Genomic DNA, 17907 nt, shown 5'->3' on the forward strand with positions numbered 1-17907 from the left:
GCGATGACAGGCGTAGTCTATGACGTCGCCATCGTAGGTTACGGCCCATCCGGGGCCGTAGCTGCCGGTCTGCTCGGGCAGGCCGGTATGCAGGTCTACGTGTGCGACAAAATGTCCGCAGTCTATGACAAGCCCCGCGCCATTGCACTGGATCACGAGATCCAGCGGGTGTTCCAGCAGCTGGGGGTGATGGATGAGATTGAGCCATACTGCGAGCCCTTTACCGACTCCTGTTACTACGGTGTTGATGGGCAGCTGATTCGCCGCATGACCATGGTCGATAAACCCTATCCGCAAGGTTTTACCCCCTCCGTCGTGTTTACCCAGCCACCGGTAGAAGCGGTGCTGCGGCGTAAAGTCGCCAGCCTGCCTTCGGTCACGGTTGATCTGGGTGTCACTGTGATTGGGCTGCAACAGGATAAGCAGCAGGATCAGACACTGGTTCATCTCACTGTTGAACATCAGGACGGGCACAGCAGAACGATCAGCGCACGCTACGTGATCGGCTGTGATGGCGCCTCAAGCACTGTTCGCAGTCTGTCAGGCATCATGCTGGAAGACCTCGACTTCGACGAGCCCTGGCTGGTCGTGGATGTACTGGCTAATGAGCAGGGCCTGCGAAAACTGCCGCAGACCAGTGTGCAATATTGCGAGCCTGAGCGGCCATGTACCTTCGTTATCGGCCCCGGCAATCACCGCCGGTGGGAAATTTCTCTGAAGGAGAGTGAGGATCCGCAGTTGGCGGCAACGCCTGAAGGCACCTGGCAACTGTTGCAGCGCTGGATCACGCCGGATGATGCGCAGTTGTGGCGTCAGGCCAGCTACCGTTTCCATGCACTGGTCGCTGATCGCTGGCGTGAGGGCTGTGTTTTCATCGCCGGCGATGCTGCCCATCAGCAGCCTCCGTTCCTCGGGCAGGGTATGTGTCAGGGCGTCCGTGATGTCAGCAACCTGGTCTGGAAACTGCTCAGCGTGCTGAATAAAGCTATCGATGGCGAAGCTGCCGGGCGGCTGCTTGACAGTTACGGTGTGGAGCGCAAAGAGCATGTCCGCCAGCTGACAACCACTCTCAAGGCCATCGGTGCAGTGATCTGTGAGCGGGATACAGAGAAAGCCCGTTCCCGTGATCAGAAACTGCTCAACGACTGTCAGGGTGAAGTCAGACCGACGCCGCGTCAGGACGTATTACCACGTCTGACCACCGGCCTGATCAGCGACTCTGCCGCCGCTGGCAGCCTGTTTCCGCAACCCTGGGTGGCGTCAGCCGCAGGGGCCGTGCGTATGGATCAGCAGCTTGGCCATGGCTGGAGGCTGATTAGTCTGGCTGACAGTGCCGGTGCGGTTAACGAGCAGCTGCGTGCGCTGTTATCGCTGACGGTTGCCCGACTCGGCAGTGATCAGCTGACCGAGCAGGACAATGTGCTGGCAGGCTGGTTTGACCGGCATCAGGTGACAGCCGCGCTGGTTCGGCCAGACAACTACGTTTATGGTACGGCCGCCACCCATGAAGCGCTGCAGGTAATGCAACAACAGTTGTTGCAGGCATTAAGCGGCAAGGAGTCCTGATGAGTCATACCCTGTATTTCGCCCACGGCACCTGTTCACGCGTGGTCATGGCCGCCCTCGCACATCTCGACCTGGCCTATCAGGCTGAACAGGTGAAACTGGTGGAAGGGCAGCAGCGCTCGGCCGGGTATCTGGCCATCAACCCCAAGGGCAAGGTGCCCGTTCTGGTCACGCCCGAAGGGCCACTGTCTGACGTGATCGCCATCGCTGTCTATCTGGATGATCTGGCGGTGGCACAGGGTAAGGCTGAGCGTTTGTTGCCATCACAGGGATTTACTCACGCCAGAGCGATGTCCTGGTTGAGCTGGTGTGCAGGCATACTTCATCCGCTGATCTATCGCCTGCGCATGAGTGCACGTATTCACCCCGATACCACCCAGCACGACATGATTCGTAGCGCAGCCATGGCGGAGCTTGAGCAGCAGATGCAAGTTGCCGAACAGCTATTCAGCGCGCAGCCACAATGGCTGGCCGGTGCCGACTGGAGCCTGGCCGATGCTTACCTGCTCTGGATCTGGCAACGGGCGCAGCTGGCCGGACTGGATAGCAGCCAGTGGCCCGCATTGGAAAAGTGGTCACAACGCGCCGAGCAGCATCCCAGCTGGCAGCTGGCCATGGCGATCGAAGCCAAGGCAAGTTAACTGTTGCCCAGCATGACTGTTTAGAACTATTCGCGATCTGCAGCGCGTCGGTCATAAGGCGTTGAAAGCGCTTCGGAGCAGTAAACTCCGCCTTCTCAGCGCTTCTCGCCTTATCTGGTTATAAATCGCGAGATTGTGAAGACATTCTTAGTGGGTGATAGCGCAAGCAATTGATAGCAATCGCTCTCTTAACCATTTATGTGCTGGATCTTCGTCTTGGTAGCATGGCCACACCATTACTTCGGTCAGTGAGGGCATTTCAAAAGGTGCAGGCAGAAGTTTTACCGGATAATGCTTCGCCATTTCGATGGCTAAACGGTAGTGCAGGGTGACAATACGATCAGTCCCCATAACAAGAAAGGGGGCAGCACTGAAGTGATCCACAGTACATTCGATTCGGCGCTGTCTGCCATATCTGGGTAAAAACCACTCCTCAAATGCAATGCTGCCTTCCTCTCCTATGCGAATAGCAACATGGCCGCTACTCATATAATCGTCCATTGAAAGCTCATTAATACTGATTGCATGTTCAGCACACATCATACAAATATGTTCATCATGCATAAGATCAATTTGAGGGTGCTGAATTCGCTTTGCGTATTGCTCAGGAATGACCAATATATCAATATCGCCTTTTTCAAACTGTCCTAATATATCATCAGGGACACGAGTGAGATTAAGATGCATACCCGGTGCAATATTGGCTATCTCACGCACAACCTTCGAAATCAATACGCTAACCATATAGTCTGATGCGGCAATAGTGTAACTTCTATTTACTGTTGCTGGGTCAAAGCATGGACGCAGCGCTACAGTAGCTCGGACTTTCATTAGAGCATCTCGGACAGGGTTAATTAGGCTTCTGGCCAAAGGAGTTAGCTCCATCCGGCGTCCTACTGGAACTAATAAACTATCTTCAAAATGGTCTCGTAGTCTGGAAAGCGCTGCGCTAGTTGCCGACTGTCCGATATGCAGACGCTCACTGGCTCTCGTGACATTTTTTTCTTCCAGCAATACATCGAGGACAATAAGGAGATTTAAGTCAAACTTGTCCATTCGCATTCTAGGATGCTCCTAATTATTCAGGTATTAATTCTATCAATACAAGGCATTAATTCAATCTGATTTTATTATTCTATATTGCCTGATATGGTAAATCTGCACTTTAAGACAATCTATCATTGTCAGAGTCGGCCTAGAAAAGATAAAAATAATAGGGTGAAAATAGAATGAGAAAAATTAAAAATGCAGTGGCAGTAGCCGCTGTAACAATGATTTCATCTGAAGCATTCTCGCAAGAGCTTCCTTTATCAGTCCAGTCACAAATAAACTTTAGTAAAGCCGGTCTACTAAGATCATTTTATGAAAGTGATCAGTATGGATCTGTGCAATGGCGTATAGGCCAGGCGCGCTCAACGATAGGTGGAGCAAAATCTCCATCTGCACCTCAAAATGGTTATTCCGACAAAACAACAGACTCTGTTGTGCCTATAAAAGTTCTGCATTCCCTGTCCGGTGGAAATTCGGATCTACTTTTTGGTATTAAAGGAACCTTTCCAAATGGTTATGGCAATCAAAACACCCTCGATGGTGAAATATACCGTTTAGATGCTGAATATCTTCAATATATTGATACTGACACTATGCTAGGTATTGGAGCCTTTTATGAAGTATCTGATTTAAATAGCTCTGGAATAGCAAGTAGCGATATTGAATCTAAAGGTGGTGGAGTGCGTGTCGACGCAATCAGGAAATTTACAGCTCACTGGGGGGTAGCCGCACGTGCAGAGTATTATTGGGGAACAACTAAAGTAACTAATCCAATCACTTCTTCCTTTTCTCTTGTACATAAACAAGGCGACGATCACATTTACACACAGGCTGAACTGATTGGCCAATATCGACAAGGTGATATTGATGCAATACCTGTAGGCTGGGTTCTACACCCTGCATTAGGTATTCAGTATCAGCATAACTATCTCGAATCTACGGCTAATAACCTGGGCGTGGTTTCATCAGGAGTGGTCGGAGATTCTGAAGAGTATGGTACATGGTGGACACATCTGCGTCTTGAGAAAGAAGCCCCTCCCGGTGAATGGACTCCTACATTTCTTTTGGGATATGAAAGAGAGTATGTGAATAATTTGGATAAGTATGTTCAGGAGCCTTCTTATGGGGTTGTTGGCACTGGCATATCTATGCTTACTCAGGGTGGGATGCGAGTAGGCGTTGAGTATTCCCGTCATCAGGGTTTCAACGGCAATCGAATAAATAGTGCAATTTTGGGCACATTGAACTTTAGATTTTAATATGCAATAAAAAACACCTTCTATCTTGAGAGGGTAGATAATAAAGTCCAAATAACAGGTGAATTAATAATGACAAAAATCAACACCCTTTCTGGTAATGCCGCACTTAGCGTGGGGCATATGGCCGGAATGATAGACTTAGCGGCTTTACCCTTATGGATAACTGCGTTAATGGAGTCTTATAAATTACAAGCACCTCAAGCTGGTTTAACCGTTACTCTGTTTTTACTCGGCGTTGTTATATCAAGTATATTTTTAGCATCTAAGTTTGAGGTGCTTCCACGACGTCATGTTTCATTTTTTGGTTTCTCATTATCGGCGTCGTGCTTTATAACAATAGCTATTCTACCCATTGATCCACATAGTTTTTTCACTCTTTTGACTCTGCATTTTGCCGCCGGATTAGGTTCCGGATCTGCACTCTCGGTGACTCATGGGTGTATTGGAAGATCAGAAAATCCACATCGGCTATTTGGTATAGTTAATGTCGCTATGGGAGTGCTTGCGATCATCATGTTTGCTGTGCTGCCTGGGCTAATGCACCGTATGGGGGCACATGTAATCTTTATTGCATTCTCTATTACAATGGCGGTAGCAGCAGTTAGTGCGATATTATTCTTTCCTGATATTGAAACGCCATCATCAAATAGCCTCAGTCCAAACACCGTGAGAATTGAAGTATACAAGCTGCACGGTACTGCTTGGTTAATTATTGCTGTCATCGCATGCCTGGCGCTCAGCCAAGCGATTGTGTTTTCCTATTTGGATCGTATTGGTGATGTGCGTGGGTTCAGTAAAGAAAAAATACAAACACTACTGGTGGTAATGGGATTTGTTAATTTGCTACCAGGAATCTTGGCAGCCCTATTGCAGAAACATCTTTCTCCTTTTGGGGTTGGTATTGCTGGTCTATGCCTGCAAGGTGCATGCGCTCTTGCTATTACAAATTCACATGTATATCAGCTCTTTGCTGCGCCTGCTGTTGTCTATGTCACTCTGACTATTTTTACGCATACTTTTCTATTTGGAATGCTGTCAAAGATTGATCCGACTGGTCGGGCAGTAGCTGCTACGCCAGCGATGATGATGACAGGGTCTGCACTTGGGCCTGTTTTAGGCGGGCTGATTGTTACGGGTGTTGGATATGGCGGCCTGGGCTGTGCAGTGCTTGTTATTGCATGTATTGCTATCGGCTTACTGCTACGCGCCCGTTATGTTCTTAATCAGAGTAATGAGTCTGCCATGTTGGCCAACTCTTAAATAAAACTCCTTCATAAAACTATCTCGTGGAGATTGATATGAATAACAAGGTAACTCCTCCATCAAAAATGCTTTTTCCTGATGATGTCGTTTTCAATGGCTACGCCGCTCCTGTCAGAATTGAGGGGCAGGTACATGACCTGGAAGTCATTGGCACTATTCCGCCAGAACTGGAAGGTGCCTACTTCCGGAACAGTGCAGACCACACCTATCCACCACTACTAGGCAAGGATATCTTCCTGAATGGTGATGGAATGGTGCACATGGTTCGAATGCAAAATGGTCACGCTGATCTGACCATGCGCTATGTACGCACTCATAAATTCAAACGAGAGCGTCACGCTCGCAAGGCATTATTTGGATCCTATCGAAATCCATTTACCGATTCATCAGAGGTGATTGGCGAAGATTCAAATACCGCCAATACATCAATTATGTGGCATCATGGTAAGCTTTATGCTCTCAAAGAGTCAGGCCGGCCCTATGAGCTTAATCCTGTTGATCTCACTACTCTCGGTGAGTCCGACTTTAATGGACAACTGAAAAGCAAGACATTTACAGCACATCCTAAATTTGATCCAGTTACAGGTGAATGTATTGCATTTGCATACAACTGTGATGGGATGGCAAGTGATGAAATTGAAGTTTATACCATAAGCAAAGATGGCCAGTTTAAAAGCACTGAACGCTTTAGGGCTCCGTATTGCTCCATGGTTCATGATTTTCTGGTTTCACGTAATTTTATTGCCTTTGTTATTTGCCCTATGGTGTGTGACTGGGAGCGGGTAGAGCAGGGTGAGTCATATTGGCATTGGGATAGTAAGAAGAAAACATATATTGCAGTTATTCCTCGTGATGTAGGCGTATCCGGTATTAAATGGTACACAGCACCAAAGGTCGCAATGCAAACTCATACATTCAATGCATGGGAAGATGGGAACAAACTTGTTCTTGATCACTTTGTAAATGATTCCGGATGGCTAAGTCAGTTTCCTGATATTCATAATCCGTCTGCACATGAAACACCTCCATTCGGAGAACGTTGGACAATTGATATCGATAGTGAGGATGACAGCGTTGATATTCAGCGCTTCATTGAACACATTGGCGAGATGCCTGTTATCGACCCGCGCTTTGCAATGACAAAAAACCGTCATTACTGGTTCGGAACAAATAATCCATCACTAGGGCCAATGCTGGAGCCCGGTCCTAAAGGTCCTCCCTTTACTTGTTTAGGTCATTTTGATGAGCTGACAGGAAAACTGGACTTTTTCTATGCGGGTCCAAACTCTTCTCCAGAGGAACCATGTTTCGTGCCTCGAAGCCAGGATGCTGAAGAAGGGGACGGTTGGTTATTGTCTATAGTCGGCAGAAGAGATGAGAATCGCACTGATCTGGTCATTCTGGATGCAAGAAATCTTTCTCAAGGTCCAGTCGCTATAATTAAATTTCCATGTCGTGTGCATGAAGGATTTCACGGAATTTGGGTTAATTCCCACGCATTAGGTTGGTAGATTTTTGGATAGTTAATATGTTGGTGTAAAAGGCAAAATCATTCATTGAGCTTTTTGGTATTTGTGGTTTCCGAAATTATAAAAATATTACAGGAGTTTTGCATGATTACGTTATATGGATCAATGCATTCTCGCGCAAATCGTTGTGCCTGGATGCTTAAGGAGTTGAATGTAGACTTTCATCACGAACCGACAAACTTTCTTGATGGCAGTACTCATAACCCTGAGTTTCTTCAGCTCAATCCAAATGGAAGAGTACCTGCTTTGATGGATGACGATCTTAAGCTTTTTGAGTCCTTAGCAATCAATCTTTATCTTGCAAAGAAGTTTGGTGGACCATTGTCTCCTGCAGACATGGGAGAAGATGCCCTCATGACTCAATGGACCTTATGGGCAGTCACAGAAATAGAGAAACCGCTATTGCTGGCAGCGGCTAATAACGTTTTATTCGATGAGTCTTCACGAAGCCAGGATGAGTTTGCTATCGCATTACAGAAGCTATCTCGACCTTGGGGTGTTCTGGATAAACACTTGAGTCAACACTCTCATATTGTCGGGAATCGATTTAGTGTTGCAGATCTCAACATTGCATCAGTTATGACATTAGTGCCTATTGCCGCAATAGACTTATCACCATGGCCAGCATTAGATAAATGGTTGAAAGTTAGCCTCGAAAGGCCAGCTGCAAGCGATTGGAAACATGTCAGTTTCAGAATTCCTCGTCCAGCAACTCAGCTCGGAATGCTTTCGATGTTCATTTAACTGGTTGCAAGGCATAGCTGGCTGTCTCTTAAGTATGCGGTTATGCAGGTCTGTCAGAGTCCAACCTGAGAGACACTGCATACTCCCTCTGAATCCACGTTCCCTTTATTGCAAGCTGAACCAGAGAACGGGTAGAGGAGATACACACCCGTCCGGCGCCGCTGAAACGGTTGGCGCCGCCTTCAACACCGAGTCCATGCTGGTGGCGATTCGCGATGGTGCAGGTATCGGCCTGATTGCGGACTTTACGGCGATCGACGAAATGCCCATGGCAGAAATCAACGCCGAACGCTGCGGGGAATAAAACTGGCGGTCGGGCTTCAATGAGAGAGCAAAGAGAACAAAAAGCTCAATGCCGATAAATAGGATTATCGGCACTGGGGCTGAAAAAGGCCCGGAACAGTCCCTGAGCACACCTCATATATAGATTCGCATAATATGTATTATGTTAAATTAACTATCAGAACAGATGCACTCTCATCCTTTGATCCTGTTCTCACGCTCATCATTCGCGCTCTGTCACCCTCTGCGATGAAGTCAGCACCGAGACTGTAACTGTTCTGCTGGGTGCGCAACCGCACAGACGTTACATACCCTTTTCCTCCACAGTGAATGCGGTAGATTTCAATGAGTCGTTATTGAAGTAATCGGCTTTTCAGCGATTCCAAAGGAGTAAGTCCGATGTCATCGCCTCCTGATAATAACAACCCCTGGCAACATGGCAGCCGCGACGGCGCACAAACACTTTCAGCAGTGAAGCTCAACAAACGCTATCTGCTTCACCGGCTCAAAAACTTCAGAAACCCGTTCATTATCTTTCTGGGACTCGCAACGTTATTGGGCTTCTGGTCTGCCTACTACACAGTACCCAGTGACTCTGTCGCTGTGATCCAACGATTTGGTAAATATCTGGAGACCGTCCCTTCTGGTCTGCATTTCAAGATTCCACTTGGTATAGACACCGTGACGATCCTCCCTGTAAAGCGGCAGCTCAAACAGGAGTTTGGCTTTTCCACTCCCGGCAGCACTGATCCCTATCAAAGCCCTGTAGATGGTTTAAGAGAGACAGAGATGGTCACCGGTGATCTGAACGCAGCGCTGGTCGAATGGGTTGTTCAATACCGAATCTCTGATCCTCTGCAGTTCCTTTTTCAGGTACGGGAGCCTCGTGCCATCCTTCGGTATGTCTCTGAGTCAGTCATGCGGGAGGTCGTCGGTGATCGTACGGTCGATGAGGTCATCACGATCGGCAGACAGGAAATCGAATCAGAGGCGCTGATCAGGATGCAGGCCCTCTCGACCAAATACTCCATGGGGATAAGTATCGATCAGGTGCAGCTCAAGAACATAAATCCACCCGGTCCGGTACAAGCATCATTCAACGAGGTTAATCAGGCTCAGCAAGAAAAGGAAAAACTAATTAATGAAGCACGGCGTGACTACAACAAAGTCATTCCTCTTGCAGAGGGCGAAAAAGACCAGCGTATTCGTGAAGCCGATGGCTATTACATAAAGCGAATCAATGAAGCAAATGGTGATGCTGCCCGTTTCAATGCCCTGCTCGCCGAATATCTGAAAGCACCTGCTGTTACACGTCGCCGCATCTATCTGGAGACGCTTCAGGATGTACTGCCGGGAATCCAGAACAAGATCATTGTCGATGATCAGATTCCTGGGATCTTGCCGCTGCTGAACCTGAGTACCTATCAAAAGAGCATCACACCATGAACCACCTGTCATCAGTCATCACGCTGAACAACCGGCGCTATATCAAGCCTGCTCTGTTTGGCGTTATTGCGCTGGCTATTCTGATCGGTGAGTCGCTGTATACCGTCAACGAGGTAGAACAAGTCATCATCACCCAGTTTGGCAAGCCAGTTGGTCAGCCTGTGACTACCGCAGGATTGAAAGTCAAACTGCCATTTATTCAGGCAGTGAACCCTATCGATAAACGTATATTGGAATGGGAAGGCAGCCCTTCTGATATGCCAACCAAGGACAAACTGTATATATCTGTCGACCTGTTCGCGCGCTGGCGAATTAACGATCCTCTCCAGTACTTCTTGCGCCTGCATGATGAGCACAGCGCACAATCTCGTCTTGATGACATTCTTGGCAGCGAGACGCGAAATGCTGTTGCCAAGCATGAGCTCATTGAAATAGTCCGAACCACAAAAGACAGAACGCCGCTGCATGATAGCCAGCTAACTCAGGCAGAGAGTGCTCAGGATATAGGTGAGTTAGTACCGATCAAAAAAGGTCGTATGCAGGTTGAGCAGCAGATATTTTCTGCTGCATCGGAGAAGGTCCGGGTATTCGGTATTGAATTGCTCGATATTCGTTTCAAACGTATCAATTACAACGAGAGTGTCAGACCAAAAATATATGATCGAATGGTCAGCGAACGACGTCAGATTGCCGAGCGCTTTTTAGCTGAAGGCCATGGAGAAGCTGCAAGAATCAGAGGTAACCGGGAGCGTGATCTGAACAAGATCCAATCGGAGGCCTACAAGCAGGTTGAGATCATCCGCGGGCAGGCAGATGCAGCTGCTGCCGCAATATATTCTCACGCTTACAGCCAAAGCCCGATGGCAATATCGTTTTATGAATTTACCCGCACCATGCAGGCGTACCGCACGATCATTGCAAAAAACACTTCACTGGTCATGTCTACCAATAGTGATCTGTTTAGCTTTTTACAGAGCATCAACCGCTTAAACAGATATGACAGCGATGCTCCCCCGCCAACACCTGGTCCAGACAGCGCTAAAGTGTCAGCGGTGCTGCCGGCCGACGCTCCTCCACAAATTCAAGTAATCAGAGGACCGCATGCAAGACCATGACGATCAGTTAGCCAGTGACCTTCAGCATCAGGCGCACCGCACTCCGGCCGAAGACATACCGCCAGAGTGCGCTGTCGAAGATCAGGGCTCGTCATTGAGTGACGCGCTGTCTGGCAACACCATGGTAATGGTAAAACGGGGCATCAACCGCTGCCTGGAGGTATTGCAGAGAATCACCCGAATGTTACAGCGTGCAGATGCACAGCTAGACGGTGAATCTGAGTATTGGGCGTTACCCCCCTTCCCTACCTCTCAAGCCCCCCTGCAGCACTCTGTGAAAGTGATGCATCTGACAGAAACGGGCCTTAACTGCTGTACCGGCGACCTCAGGAAAATCATCAGGCTACTCGATGAAGACATACAGCAGCGCGATGATTTACAGCAGAGTTTTCGCTCCATGCAGGATGTACTGCAGCAGTCGCGTCTCGCATTGCTGGCTAGCCAGGCCGGTCAGGAAAGTGCGCAATATATTGCTGAGCATGACCAGCTGACCGGACTGCCCAATCGTAAAGCACTGGATCTATATGCAGATGCAGCACTCATTCAGCATCATCAGGAACAGCGGCTGCTCGCTTTGATGTATATAGACCTTGATGGCTTCAAAGCAGTGAATGATCAGCATGGTCACGCAGTAGGAGACGAATTGCTGAAGATCGTAGGACTGCGCCTGAGTCGTGTTGTGCGTACAGAAGATCTCATCAGTCGTCATGGTGGTGATGAGTTTATTTGTGTCCTGCAGAATGTGACTGATCATCTGGCAGTAGCAATAGTGGCCAAAAAGTTATTCAAAGCGATATCAGCGCCATGCAAAGTGGGCAAGTTATCACTGGCGATAAAACCAAGTATCGGGATAGCTATTTACCCAGAGGACGGTAACAGCATTAAAGTACTGCTTGAACATGCAGACCAGGCAATGTTCCTGGCAAAACGTACTCGTTGTGGAATCGCATTCCACAATAAAAAGGACGATAAGATATAAAACCGAGCATAGGTGCACTAGCGTACAGACCTGCTTCTTGACCGGGGTAATACTCTGTCAGAAATAGCAAAAAAGGAGCAGCCCCATGTTACGCACTTTAAAACAAATCGAAGACTACGTGATCGAAGCAACGGATGGGCCAGTAGGCCATATTCAGGATTGTTATTTTGATGATGAAGCCTGGACACTCCGCTACCTGGTCGCGGAGACTGGGCGCTGGTTGAGTAGTCGCACTGCATTGATTTCACCTATTGCTGTAAACAATCTGGATTGGGAAATACACAAGGTTTACGTAATTCTGGACCGTGAACATATTGAAAAAAGCCCGGATATCAATATATCTAAACCGATATCTCGTCAGGACGAAGAAATTCTTCTTGATTACTATAACTATCCTTACTATTGGGGAGGTATCGGTCTTTGGGGCATGTCAATGTATCCAACATTTCAGAGAGACCCAAATCCAGAACCGCATGACTGGGGAAATATCATGGCTCGCACTGAGATAGTTCATAACGAAGATAACGACCCGCATTTACGAAGTGCTGCGTCACTTTTGAGCTATCGTATTCATACATCAGATGGCTTCATTGGCCATGTAGATGATCTCATCTTTGACGAAGAGTGCTGGGCGCTTCGATATTTCATAGTTAATACAGGAGGCTGGATGGCAGACCAGCTCTTATTGATCGCAACATCCTGGATTACCCATGTCGACTGGAATGAAAGAATCATTCATATAGGTTTACATCGGGATGCGATTCGTAAGGCCCCCCTTTATGAATCTGACAAGGTATTAACAAGAGAAACAGAGGAGATGCTGCATAACCATTATGGAGTGAGTGGTTATTGGCCAAACGAAGACTCGGAAGAAGAGATAGAGTCTTATTGTAAACCCTCTACAATTAAGAGATTCAGTCATTGACTACTCATATTAAATACATCATTCAATAGCAGGCGCTACCATTAAGAAATGTGGCAGAGGTTAATGTATTATCATTTCTTAAACATGCTGCTTGGGTCTATATGTAATGCGCCAGATACCTGAAGAAATAAAGGCAAGGCCTGTTAGTATTCCCACATAGGCCAAAGAGTAATCTGGCCAGCTAAGCAGCATGCTCCCGCCTATGATCAGAGAAATAAGGCCATCCCAAATCATCCAACGCCAACCGTTATAAGGCTTCCAGTAAAGCCCAACCAGCAACCTGCCTGCCCCGCTAAGTAAGAGTACACCAGCAATCAGCAGGGACAGCACAGCTATACCCGATGACGGAAATATCAGTATCATGACGCCACCCAGTAAGGTGATGTTGGCGGATACAAACAGCCACAAAAATGCACTGTGCCTGAGTCGTTTGTCACAAGGGAATCGTAAATGGAATGCGTAGGTAATCTCCAGTAAACCACAAATAACCAGGAGCCAGCCGAATATCCACATGGTGGACAGTGCTGCCATGATGGGCATAAATATTGAAAAGATGCCTGCTATTAAAAGTGCACCTCCGCCATACATACGCCAGCGATTGGCTTGTAAAGACACTCCCACTTTTGACGATAATTGAAGTATTCGTAAGGAGTTCATGGTTACCTCGGCCAGAAAAAAGATATTTAGACTTACTATCTATACTCGCGACTACGAGTCATAAAGATTTTAAAAGACTTAAAGGCTATTTAATCAGTACATAAAACCGCAATGCTTAATAATCGGCTTTCACTTTTAAGTAAAAAGATTCATATACACTTCATAGGAATGAGATAAGTTACAGCGATAGAATCTGGTGGTATTCAGCCATTGTTTGATAGCACCCGCAGGCCAAAGCTTCCAAACCATTGCGATTCAGGATTCTGATTTCTCCCCGTGAATAGTGAATTAGCCCCTTACGCTGCAGATGCACTGCCGCTACCGTAATACTACTGCGCCGCACACCCAGCATGTCTGATAGGAATTCCTGAGTCAGATAAAACTGATCATTACTGCTTCTGTCATGTATCATCAGCAACCAGCGGGCAAGGCGCTGGCTTACTGAGTGAAAGCAGTTGCAAGCAGCATTACGTGCCAGCAATTGAAGCGTTATATAGAGATACTTTTGCAAAAGGCGTTGCAGTGTAGGTCGGTGTTCAAGCAGTTCAATAAATCCAGCGGTTTCCATACACAACGCAAGTCCGCTGCTCTGCACAGTGGCAGTCAAAGGAGCAGCCCCTTCACCAAGTAAAATAGAAGCTCCCAGCATCCCTTCATGTCCAATAAGGTTCATTTCCAGAGGAGGATGAGTATCTACCTGAGAAACCTGAGAGATTAAGCCAGAAACAGGGAAATATACCGTGTCTGTATGCTTGCCTTCTTGATGAAGCACCTCCCCCATCTCCAGCCTTCTCTTTTCACTTCGGATCTTAAACTCATAGCGATCCTGAGTAGGTAGCATATCAAGCAGACTATTGTCTTCGCTCGTTTCCGGGGCAATATACGAAGCGGGAGTGTAGGGCATCATTTTTCATCCTGAACAGTGTATTTGGCACATTCAAGCCTGACAGTATGGCTACTCCAGGTGAGGCTCGAAAACACCATATTCCAATCTGGACTAAATGCCGTCTGTGCGCTTCAACACAGAAGAATCAGTGATCAATTAAGATGCAGTGAAAATAAATTATTTTTACCGAGCTGAGGTCAATAGAAGGTGTTATTGGTCAATATAGACTTTCTCAACATCACTGTGTGCAGACTGCGTTAAATATGGCAAAAGTCTGTCAGTTTCTTTTTTCACCACGGCATAGCATTCACAGCTTAGTTGCTCCAGTGCATCGCGGTTTAATACGGTGATATGCCCTCGGCTGTATTCAATGATACCTAGTTTCTGCAGCTTTCCAGCGGCATCGGTGACACCCTCCCTACGCACACCAAGCATGTTTGCGATTAATTCCTGCGTCATCGTGAGCTGGTTGCCAGGCAATCTATCCAGAGAAAGCAACAACCATCGGCACAATTGCTGATCAATGGTGTGATGCCGGTTACAAACAGCTGTTTGTGCCATTTGAGTAAGCAAAGCCTGTATGTATCTCAGAATCAGCTGCAGTAACGCGCCATGACGATTGAACTCCTCCTTGATGACCTGACCGGGCAGACGATAAGCATGGCCAGCACTCTGCACTATGGCACGGCTTGGTGTGCTCTCCCCTCCCATAAAGAGCGCAACACCAATGAGCCCTTCATTGCCAACGACAGATATTTCTGCTGACGCTCCGCTCTCCATCACATAGAGCAGTGACACTATTGAGTCAGTGGGAAAGTACACATGACGTAACGTATCGCCAGATTCGTAAAGCACCTTCCCCAGTGGCATCGTGACCAGCTCAAGGGGCATCAGTCGTGCCATTACATCTGCGGGCAGCTCTGCCAGCAAATGATTTTGTCCGGGTGAAGGCCCTTCAGGCATAGAAACCTCGTAGTCACACAAAAGTGAAGTGGACAAGTATAGTTCAGTCAATTTCCACCTCTGTGCGCTACCGCACATATGCATTGTCTGAGTAGCACAAGGTGCACTCTAAAAGGGTCGGCATGCCAGCTGCATCACACATTGATACCTACTGCACGCAGGACTAACCCAGCCTGTTTATCCTCCGCTAGCGTTGGGTAAATGGCACACTCATGCATTTGGCCAACACCTTCTGGAGCATAACCATGTGCTGTGTAAATGCGTCCGGGCATCAGTAGCAAAGTGGGTAATGCTATAGCGTCTTAGACGCTGCCACACTGTATACGTGCGTTGTGCGTGTTTATAAGACAGCAGCCCTGCCAGACTACAGAAATACCTCAGCTGGTCATACCGATTGCATAATTAAACAGCGATCCCAAGTGTCTGTCCGTACGATGCCGAACATAGTGAGATCTTCGGCTTGTGAGCACAGTCAGGAAGTCATTGTTTATCTGACTAAAATTTTCACAGGAGTGACGAGCTGCAAAAGTCATAAAATAGTGATGAGCTTTCGATTAGCCTCACTCATTTCCACAATCAGCCTAGTCAGATAAATAATTTTGCAACCCTTGCATCCTGAGTAAAAATGAAAAATTAAACTGAAGATGTTACTGAGGAAAAACCTAGCAAATGCAATGAATTTTGAAAATATCGCAGACGCAGTGCTCCTCATATTCTTCTAAAAATTAAAATTCTTTATGTTACAAGGGTCTATCGCTTCTTTAAGTTCAAAGAAAACGATATCCAAAACCCCTTGTCGCTACGGTGAGGAAATATTTTATGGCGATTATGATAATAAAGTTATCAATTCACTCTTAAGTAAGGTATGGTAGATCCCCTACTTCCTACTGATATCAAACAACATGCCCTGGAAGCAGCTGCTTTCGAAGGTTTGTGATGTAAGCGGAAATAGAACTGCGGGAAGTGATCCCATTTGTAACGTGATAGTGATTATTTTCAGCAGTACTGCAATGCCAGCAAATATTAAAATGAGTTTGTCGCTCTGCTGATATAAATGGTAAGCAGACCAATTTATATCTGTTTTCGTAATGGTGATAATGGAAACAGGGTAATTAATTTCACCTTTTCGAAGACGAGTATAGTATGAATAAAGGTACAGTTAAGTGGTTTAACGCCGACAAGGGTTTTGGTTTTATTACACCTGAAGATGGCGGAAAAGACCTTTTTGTGCATCATTCCGAAATTCTGGCGGGTGGTAGTTTTGCCACTCTGATTGAAGGCCAGAACGTAGAATTTGATATTGGTCAGGGACAAAAAGGACCGTGCGCAAATAAGGTTCGTGTAGTTTAATTACTCTACATAATCCCTTATTTAAAAAAGCTGCCTATCAGGCGGCTTTTTTTGTGCTCTTTTTTTTCTACTGCCCCGTCCTGAATAAGGTTTACACCTTCCATCCCGCATTGACGGAAATCCAATGGCAAAAGGTGTAAAGCGTACTCAGCGAAATTACTCACTGGCTTTTAAATTAGCGATCATTGATCAGATTGCATTAAGAGCTATAAGCAAGCTCAAGATCGGCAACTTGTCAGCGCAACCGCATCTGTTGATACGTTGATAACTGATCAGGCGGACTCACCGCGACACCTTTGTGCGTGATGCCTGCCACGTTAAACAGGTGCTGAGCATCAGCACACCTGCACTGGCAACAAAGGTACTGAGGTATCAGACGGTATCGAAAAACAGACCGCCAATAGTCGAGCCCTGTGCAATGGAAAGCTAGACTACCGCGACCATCAGGCCACGGCCCTCTTCCGCAGTGTCAGGCAGGGTTCTGGCTGCCCAGCTCCACCAGCCAACCAGCGCCGCTGTGGCGAAAAATCCCCACAAGCCCAGCAATATCGTGACGGAACTGAGACTCGCCCCCGAGGATGGGGATACTGATGGACGCGAACACACTGCGCTTGAGTATCGGGCCGATAACGAGGGTGCCAACCACGCCCATGACATCTATGCCCATCAGCAACAGTGTCGATACACTGACCCGCGTTACTCTTTCCAGAAGCTGAATCATCATCAGCGCCAGCTGATGGTTGAGCAGCACTTCGTGGCCAGTTGAGCGATGCCCAGATTGCCCGGGCACGCAGTGCAGGTATCACTGATGGCAAGATCGTAGAGATTGTCGCGCAGACAGAGATCGACTTCCCACCAGCTTCATGAGTATTCCGTGTACTCCACGCTGCGCCCAGCTAAGTCGTTCCTACTTCAACTTCAGCTTTTGTCGATCAGCCTCACCTGGATTACATTCCTGCTTCGTGCCGGTCAGATAAAACTTCCCATCAGGAGCTGGATCTGTTCCACCATTGCAGCCTGGGATACCAGCCTGACCATTGACGCCACCATCACCGCCGTTTCCTCCATTACCTCCTTGTGTTCCATTGCCGCCGTCTCCGCCATTGCCTCCATTACCGGCATAAGAGGTTGAACTGATACCGGCAAGAAGAGATACCGATAAGCAAATCGTGATTAACCTTTTCACGTTGAAGCTCTTTAAACTTTTCACGTTGAAGCTCTTTAAACTTTTCACGTTGAAACTCTTTAACCT

17 protein-coding genes are annotated in these 17907 nt (G+C 47.4%); 11 read left to right on the forward strand and 6 right to left on the reverse strand.

Going from position 1 to position 17907, the window contains the following annotated elements:
- Nucleotides 1-3: 3 nt before the first annotated feature.
- Nucleotides 4-1566 carry a bifunctional 3-(3-hydroxy-phenyl)propionate/3-hydroxycinnamic acid hydroxylase gene (locus tag WH50_RS22810; protein WP_110189507.1) on the forward strand — a complete coding sequence of 521 codons (1563 nt, stop codon included), beginning with the start codon at nucleotides 4-6 and terminating at the stop codon, nucleotides 1564-1566.
- Nucleotides 1566-2207, forward strand: a complete 642-nt coding sequence (locus WH50_RS22815) for a glutathione S-transferase family protein (RefSeq protein WP_110189508.1) — start codon at nucleotides 1566-1568, stop codon at nucleotides 2205-2207. Before WH50_RS22810 ends, WH50_RS22815 begins: the two co-directional genes overlap by 1 nt.
- Nucleotides 2208-2354: 147 nt before the next feature.
- Here WH50_RS22815 and WH50_RS22820 read toward each other — a convergent pair whose 3' ends face one another.
- Nucleotides 2355-3263 (reverse strand): LysR family transcriptional regulator, encoded by a 909-nt coding sequence (locus WH50_RS22820; RefSeq protein ID WP_165838532.1) that lies wholly within the window; start codon nucleotides 3261-3263, stop codon nucleotides 2355-2357.
- Nucleotides 3264-3436: 173 nt separating this feature from the next.
- On the opposite strand from WH50_RS22820, the gene WH50_RS26200 reads away from it, so the two are divergent.
- From WH50_RS26200 to WH50_RS22855, 8 genes are all read left to right on the forward strand, one after another.
- Nucleotides 3437-4516 (forward strand): hypothetical protein, encoded by a 1080-nt coding sequence (locus WH50_RS26200; RefSeq protein WP_133251410.1) that lies wholly within the window; start codon nucleotides 3437-3439, stop codon nucleotides 4514-4516.
- Nucleotides 4517-4585: 69 nt separating this feature from the next.
- Complete coding sequence (locus WH50_RS22825) at nucleotides 4586-5776, forward strand: MFS transporter (RefSeq protein ID WP_110189510.1); 1191 nt, start codon at nucleotides 4586-4588, stop codon at nucleotides 5774-5776.
- Nucleotides 5777-5814: 38 nt separating this feature from the next.
- Nucleotides 5815-7290, forward strand: coding sequence for a carotenoid oxygenase family protein (locus tag WH50_RS22830; protein WP_207780440.1), 1476 nt, complete (start codon nucleotides 5815-5817; stop codon nucleotides 7288-7290).
- Nucleotides 7291-7392: 102 nt separating this feature from the next.
- Nucleotides 7393-8052 (forward strand): glutathione S-transferase family protein, encoded by a 660-nt coding sequence (locus WH50_RS22835; RefSeq protein ID WP_110189511.1) that lies wholly within the window; start codon nucleotides 7393-7395, stop codon nucleotides 8050-8052.
- Nucleotides 8053-8733: 681 nt separating this feature from the next.
- On the forward strand, nucleotides 8734-9780 hold the full coding sequence (gene hflK, locus WH50_RS22840) for an FtsH protease activity modulator HflK (protein ID WP_110189512.1): 1047 nt from the start codon (nucleotides 8734-8736) through the stop codon (nucleotides 9778-9780).
- A complete protein-coding gene (gene hflC / locus WH50_RS22845) occupies nucleotides 9777-10895 on the forward strand; it encodes a protease modulator HflC (protein ID WP_110189513.1) in 1119 nt (372 codons plus the stop codon). The genes hflK and hflC overlap by 4 nt, the downstream gene beginning before the upstream one ends.
- Nucleotides 10882-11874 (forward strand): GGDEF domain-containing protein, encoded by a 993-nt coding sequence (locus WH50_RS22850; protein ID WP_110189514.1) that lies wholly within the window; start codon nucleotides 10882-10884, stop codon nucleotides 11872-11874. The genes hflC and WH50_RS22850 overlap by 14 nt, the downstream gene beginning before the upstream one ends.
- An 85-nt stretch (nucleotides 11875-11959) precedes the next feature.
- Entirely contained in the window at nucleotides 11960-12799 is an 840-nt protein-coding gene (locus WH50_RS22855) for a PRC-barrel domain-containing protein (RefSeq protein ID WP_110189515.1), read from the forward strand.
- Between the two features lie 78 nt (nucleotides 12800-12877).
- On the opposite strand, the gene WH50_RS22860 is transcribed toward WH50_RS22855, so the two are convergent.
- From WH50_RS22860 to WH50_RS22870, 3 genes are all read right to left on the reverse strand, one after another.
- Nucleotides 12878-13456, reverse strand: a complete 579-nt coding sequence (locus WH50_RS22860) for an HdeD family acid-resistance protein (RefSeq protein WP_110189516.1) — start codon at nucleotides 13454-13456, stop codon at nucleotides 12878-12880.
- A 178-nt stretch (nucleotides 13457-13634) separates the two neighbouring features.
- The gene (locus WH50_RS22865) at nucleotides 13635-14363 is read right to left on the reverse strand and encodes a Crp/Fnr family transcriptional regulator (RefSeq protein ID WP_110189517.1); all 729 of its coding nucleotides are present in this window, start codon (nucleotides 14361-14363) and stop codon (nucleotides 13635-13637) included.
- 189 nt (nucleotides 14364-14552) lie between these two features.
- A complete protein-coding gene (locus tag WH50_RS22870; RefSeq protein WP_110189521.1) occupies nucleotides 14553-15305 on the reverse strand; it encodes a Crp/Fnr family transcriptional regulator in 753 nt (250 codons plus the stop codon).
- A gap of 1143 nt (nucleotides 15306-16448) precedes the next feature.
- On the opposite strand from WH50_RS22870, the gene WH50_RS22875 reads away from it, so the two are divergent.
- The gene (locus WH50_RS22875) at nucleotides 16449-16655 is read left to right on the forward strand and encodes a cold-shock protein (RefSeq protein WP_110189518.1); all 207 of its coding nucleotides are present in this window, start codon (nucleotides 16449-16451) and stop codon (nucleotides 16653-16655) included.
- 469 nt (nucleotides 16656-17124) lie between these two features.
- Here the strand turns inward: WH50_RS22875 and WH50_RS22880 are convergent, their stop codons facing one another.
- The gene (locus WH50_RS22880; protein ID WP_133251411.1) at nucleotides 17125-17445 is read right to left on the reverse strand and encodes a hypothetical protein; all 321 of its coding nucleotides are present in this window, start codon (nucleotides 17443-17445) and stop codon (nucleotides 17125-17127) included.
- 117 nt (nucleotides 17446-17562) lie between these two features.
- On the reverse strand, nucleotides 17563-17907 hold a 345-nt coding region (locus WH50_RS22890; protein WP_207780441.1), incomplete at its 5' end, for a hypothetical protein.

Source organism: Pokkaliibacter plantistimulans (genome assembly GCF_003194385.1).
Classification (GTDB): Bacteria; Pseudomonadota; Gammaproteobacteria; order Pseudomonadales; family Balneatricaceae; genus Pokkaliibacter; species Pokkaliibacter plantistimulans.

What these genes read in the sequence shown, in the direction of transcription:
- WH50_RS22810 (WP_110189507.1), top strand. Translation starts at nt 4, where the DNA reads ATGACAGGCGTAGTCTATGACGTCGCCATCGTAGGTTACGGCCCATCC.
- WH50_RS22815 (WP_110189508.1), top strand. Translation starts at nt 1,566, where the DNA reads ATGAGTCATACCCTGTATTTCGCCCACGGCACCTGTTCACGCGTGGTC.
- WH50_RS22820 (WP_165838532.1), bottom strand. Translation starts at nt 3,263, where the DNA reads ATGGACAAGTTTGACTTAAATCTCCTTATTGTCCTCGATGTATTGCTG.
- WH50_RS26200 (WP_133251410.1), top strand. Translation starts at nt 3,437, where the DNA reads ATGAGAAAAATTAAAAATGCAGTGGCAGTAGCCGCTGTAACAATGATT.
- WH50_RS22825 (WP_110189510.1), top strand. Translation starts at nt 4,586, where the DNA reads ATGACAAAAATCAACACCCTTTCTGGTAATGCCGCACTTAGCGTGGGG.
- WH50_RS22830 (WP_207780440.1), top strand. Translation starts at nt 5,815, where the DNA reads ATGAATAACAAGGTAACTCCTCCATCAAAAATGCTTTTTCCTGATGAT.
- WH50_RS22835 (WP_110189511.1), top strand. Translation starts at nt 7,393, where the DNA reads ATGATTACGTTATATGGATCAATGCATTCTCGCGCAAATCGTTGTGCC.
- hflK (WP_110189512.1), top strand. Translation starts at nt 8,734, where the DNA reads ATGTCATCGCCTCCTGATAATAACAACCCCTGGCAACATGGCAGCCGC.
- hflC (WP_110189513.1), top strand. Translation starts at nt 9,777, where the DNA reads ATGAACCACCTGTCATCAGTCATCACGCTGAACAACCGGCGCTATATC.
- WH50_RS22850 (WP_110189514.1), top strand. Translation starts at nt 10,882, where the DNA reads ATGCAAGACCATGACGATCAGTTAGCCAGTGACCTTCAGCATCAGGCG.
- WH50_RS22855 (WP_110189515.1), top strand. Translation starts at nt 11,960, where the DNA reads ATGTTACGCACTTTAAAACAAATCGAAGACTACGTGATCGAAGCAACG.
- WH50_RS22860 (WP_110189516.1), bottom strand. Translation starts at nt 13,456, where the DNA reads ATGAACTCCTTACGAATACTTCAATTATCGTCAAAAGTGGGAGTGTCT.
- WH50_RS22865 (WP_110189517.1), bottom strand. Translation starts at nt 14,363, where the DNA reads ATGATGCCCTACACTCCCGCTTCGTATATTGCCCCGGAAACGAGCGAA.
- WH50_RS22870 (WP_110189521.1), bottom strand. Translation starts at nt 15,305, where the DNA reads ATGCCTGAAGGGCCTTCACCCGGACAAAATCATTTGCTGGCAGAGCTG.
- WH50_RS22875 (WP_110189518.1), top strand. Translation starts at nt 16,449, where the DNA reads ATGAATAAAGGTACAGTTAAGTGGTTTAACGCCGACAAGGGTTTTGGT.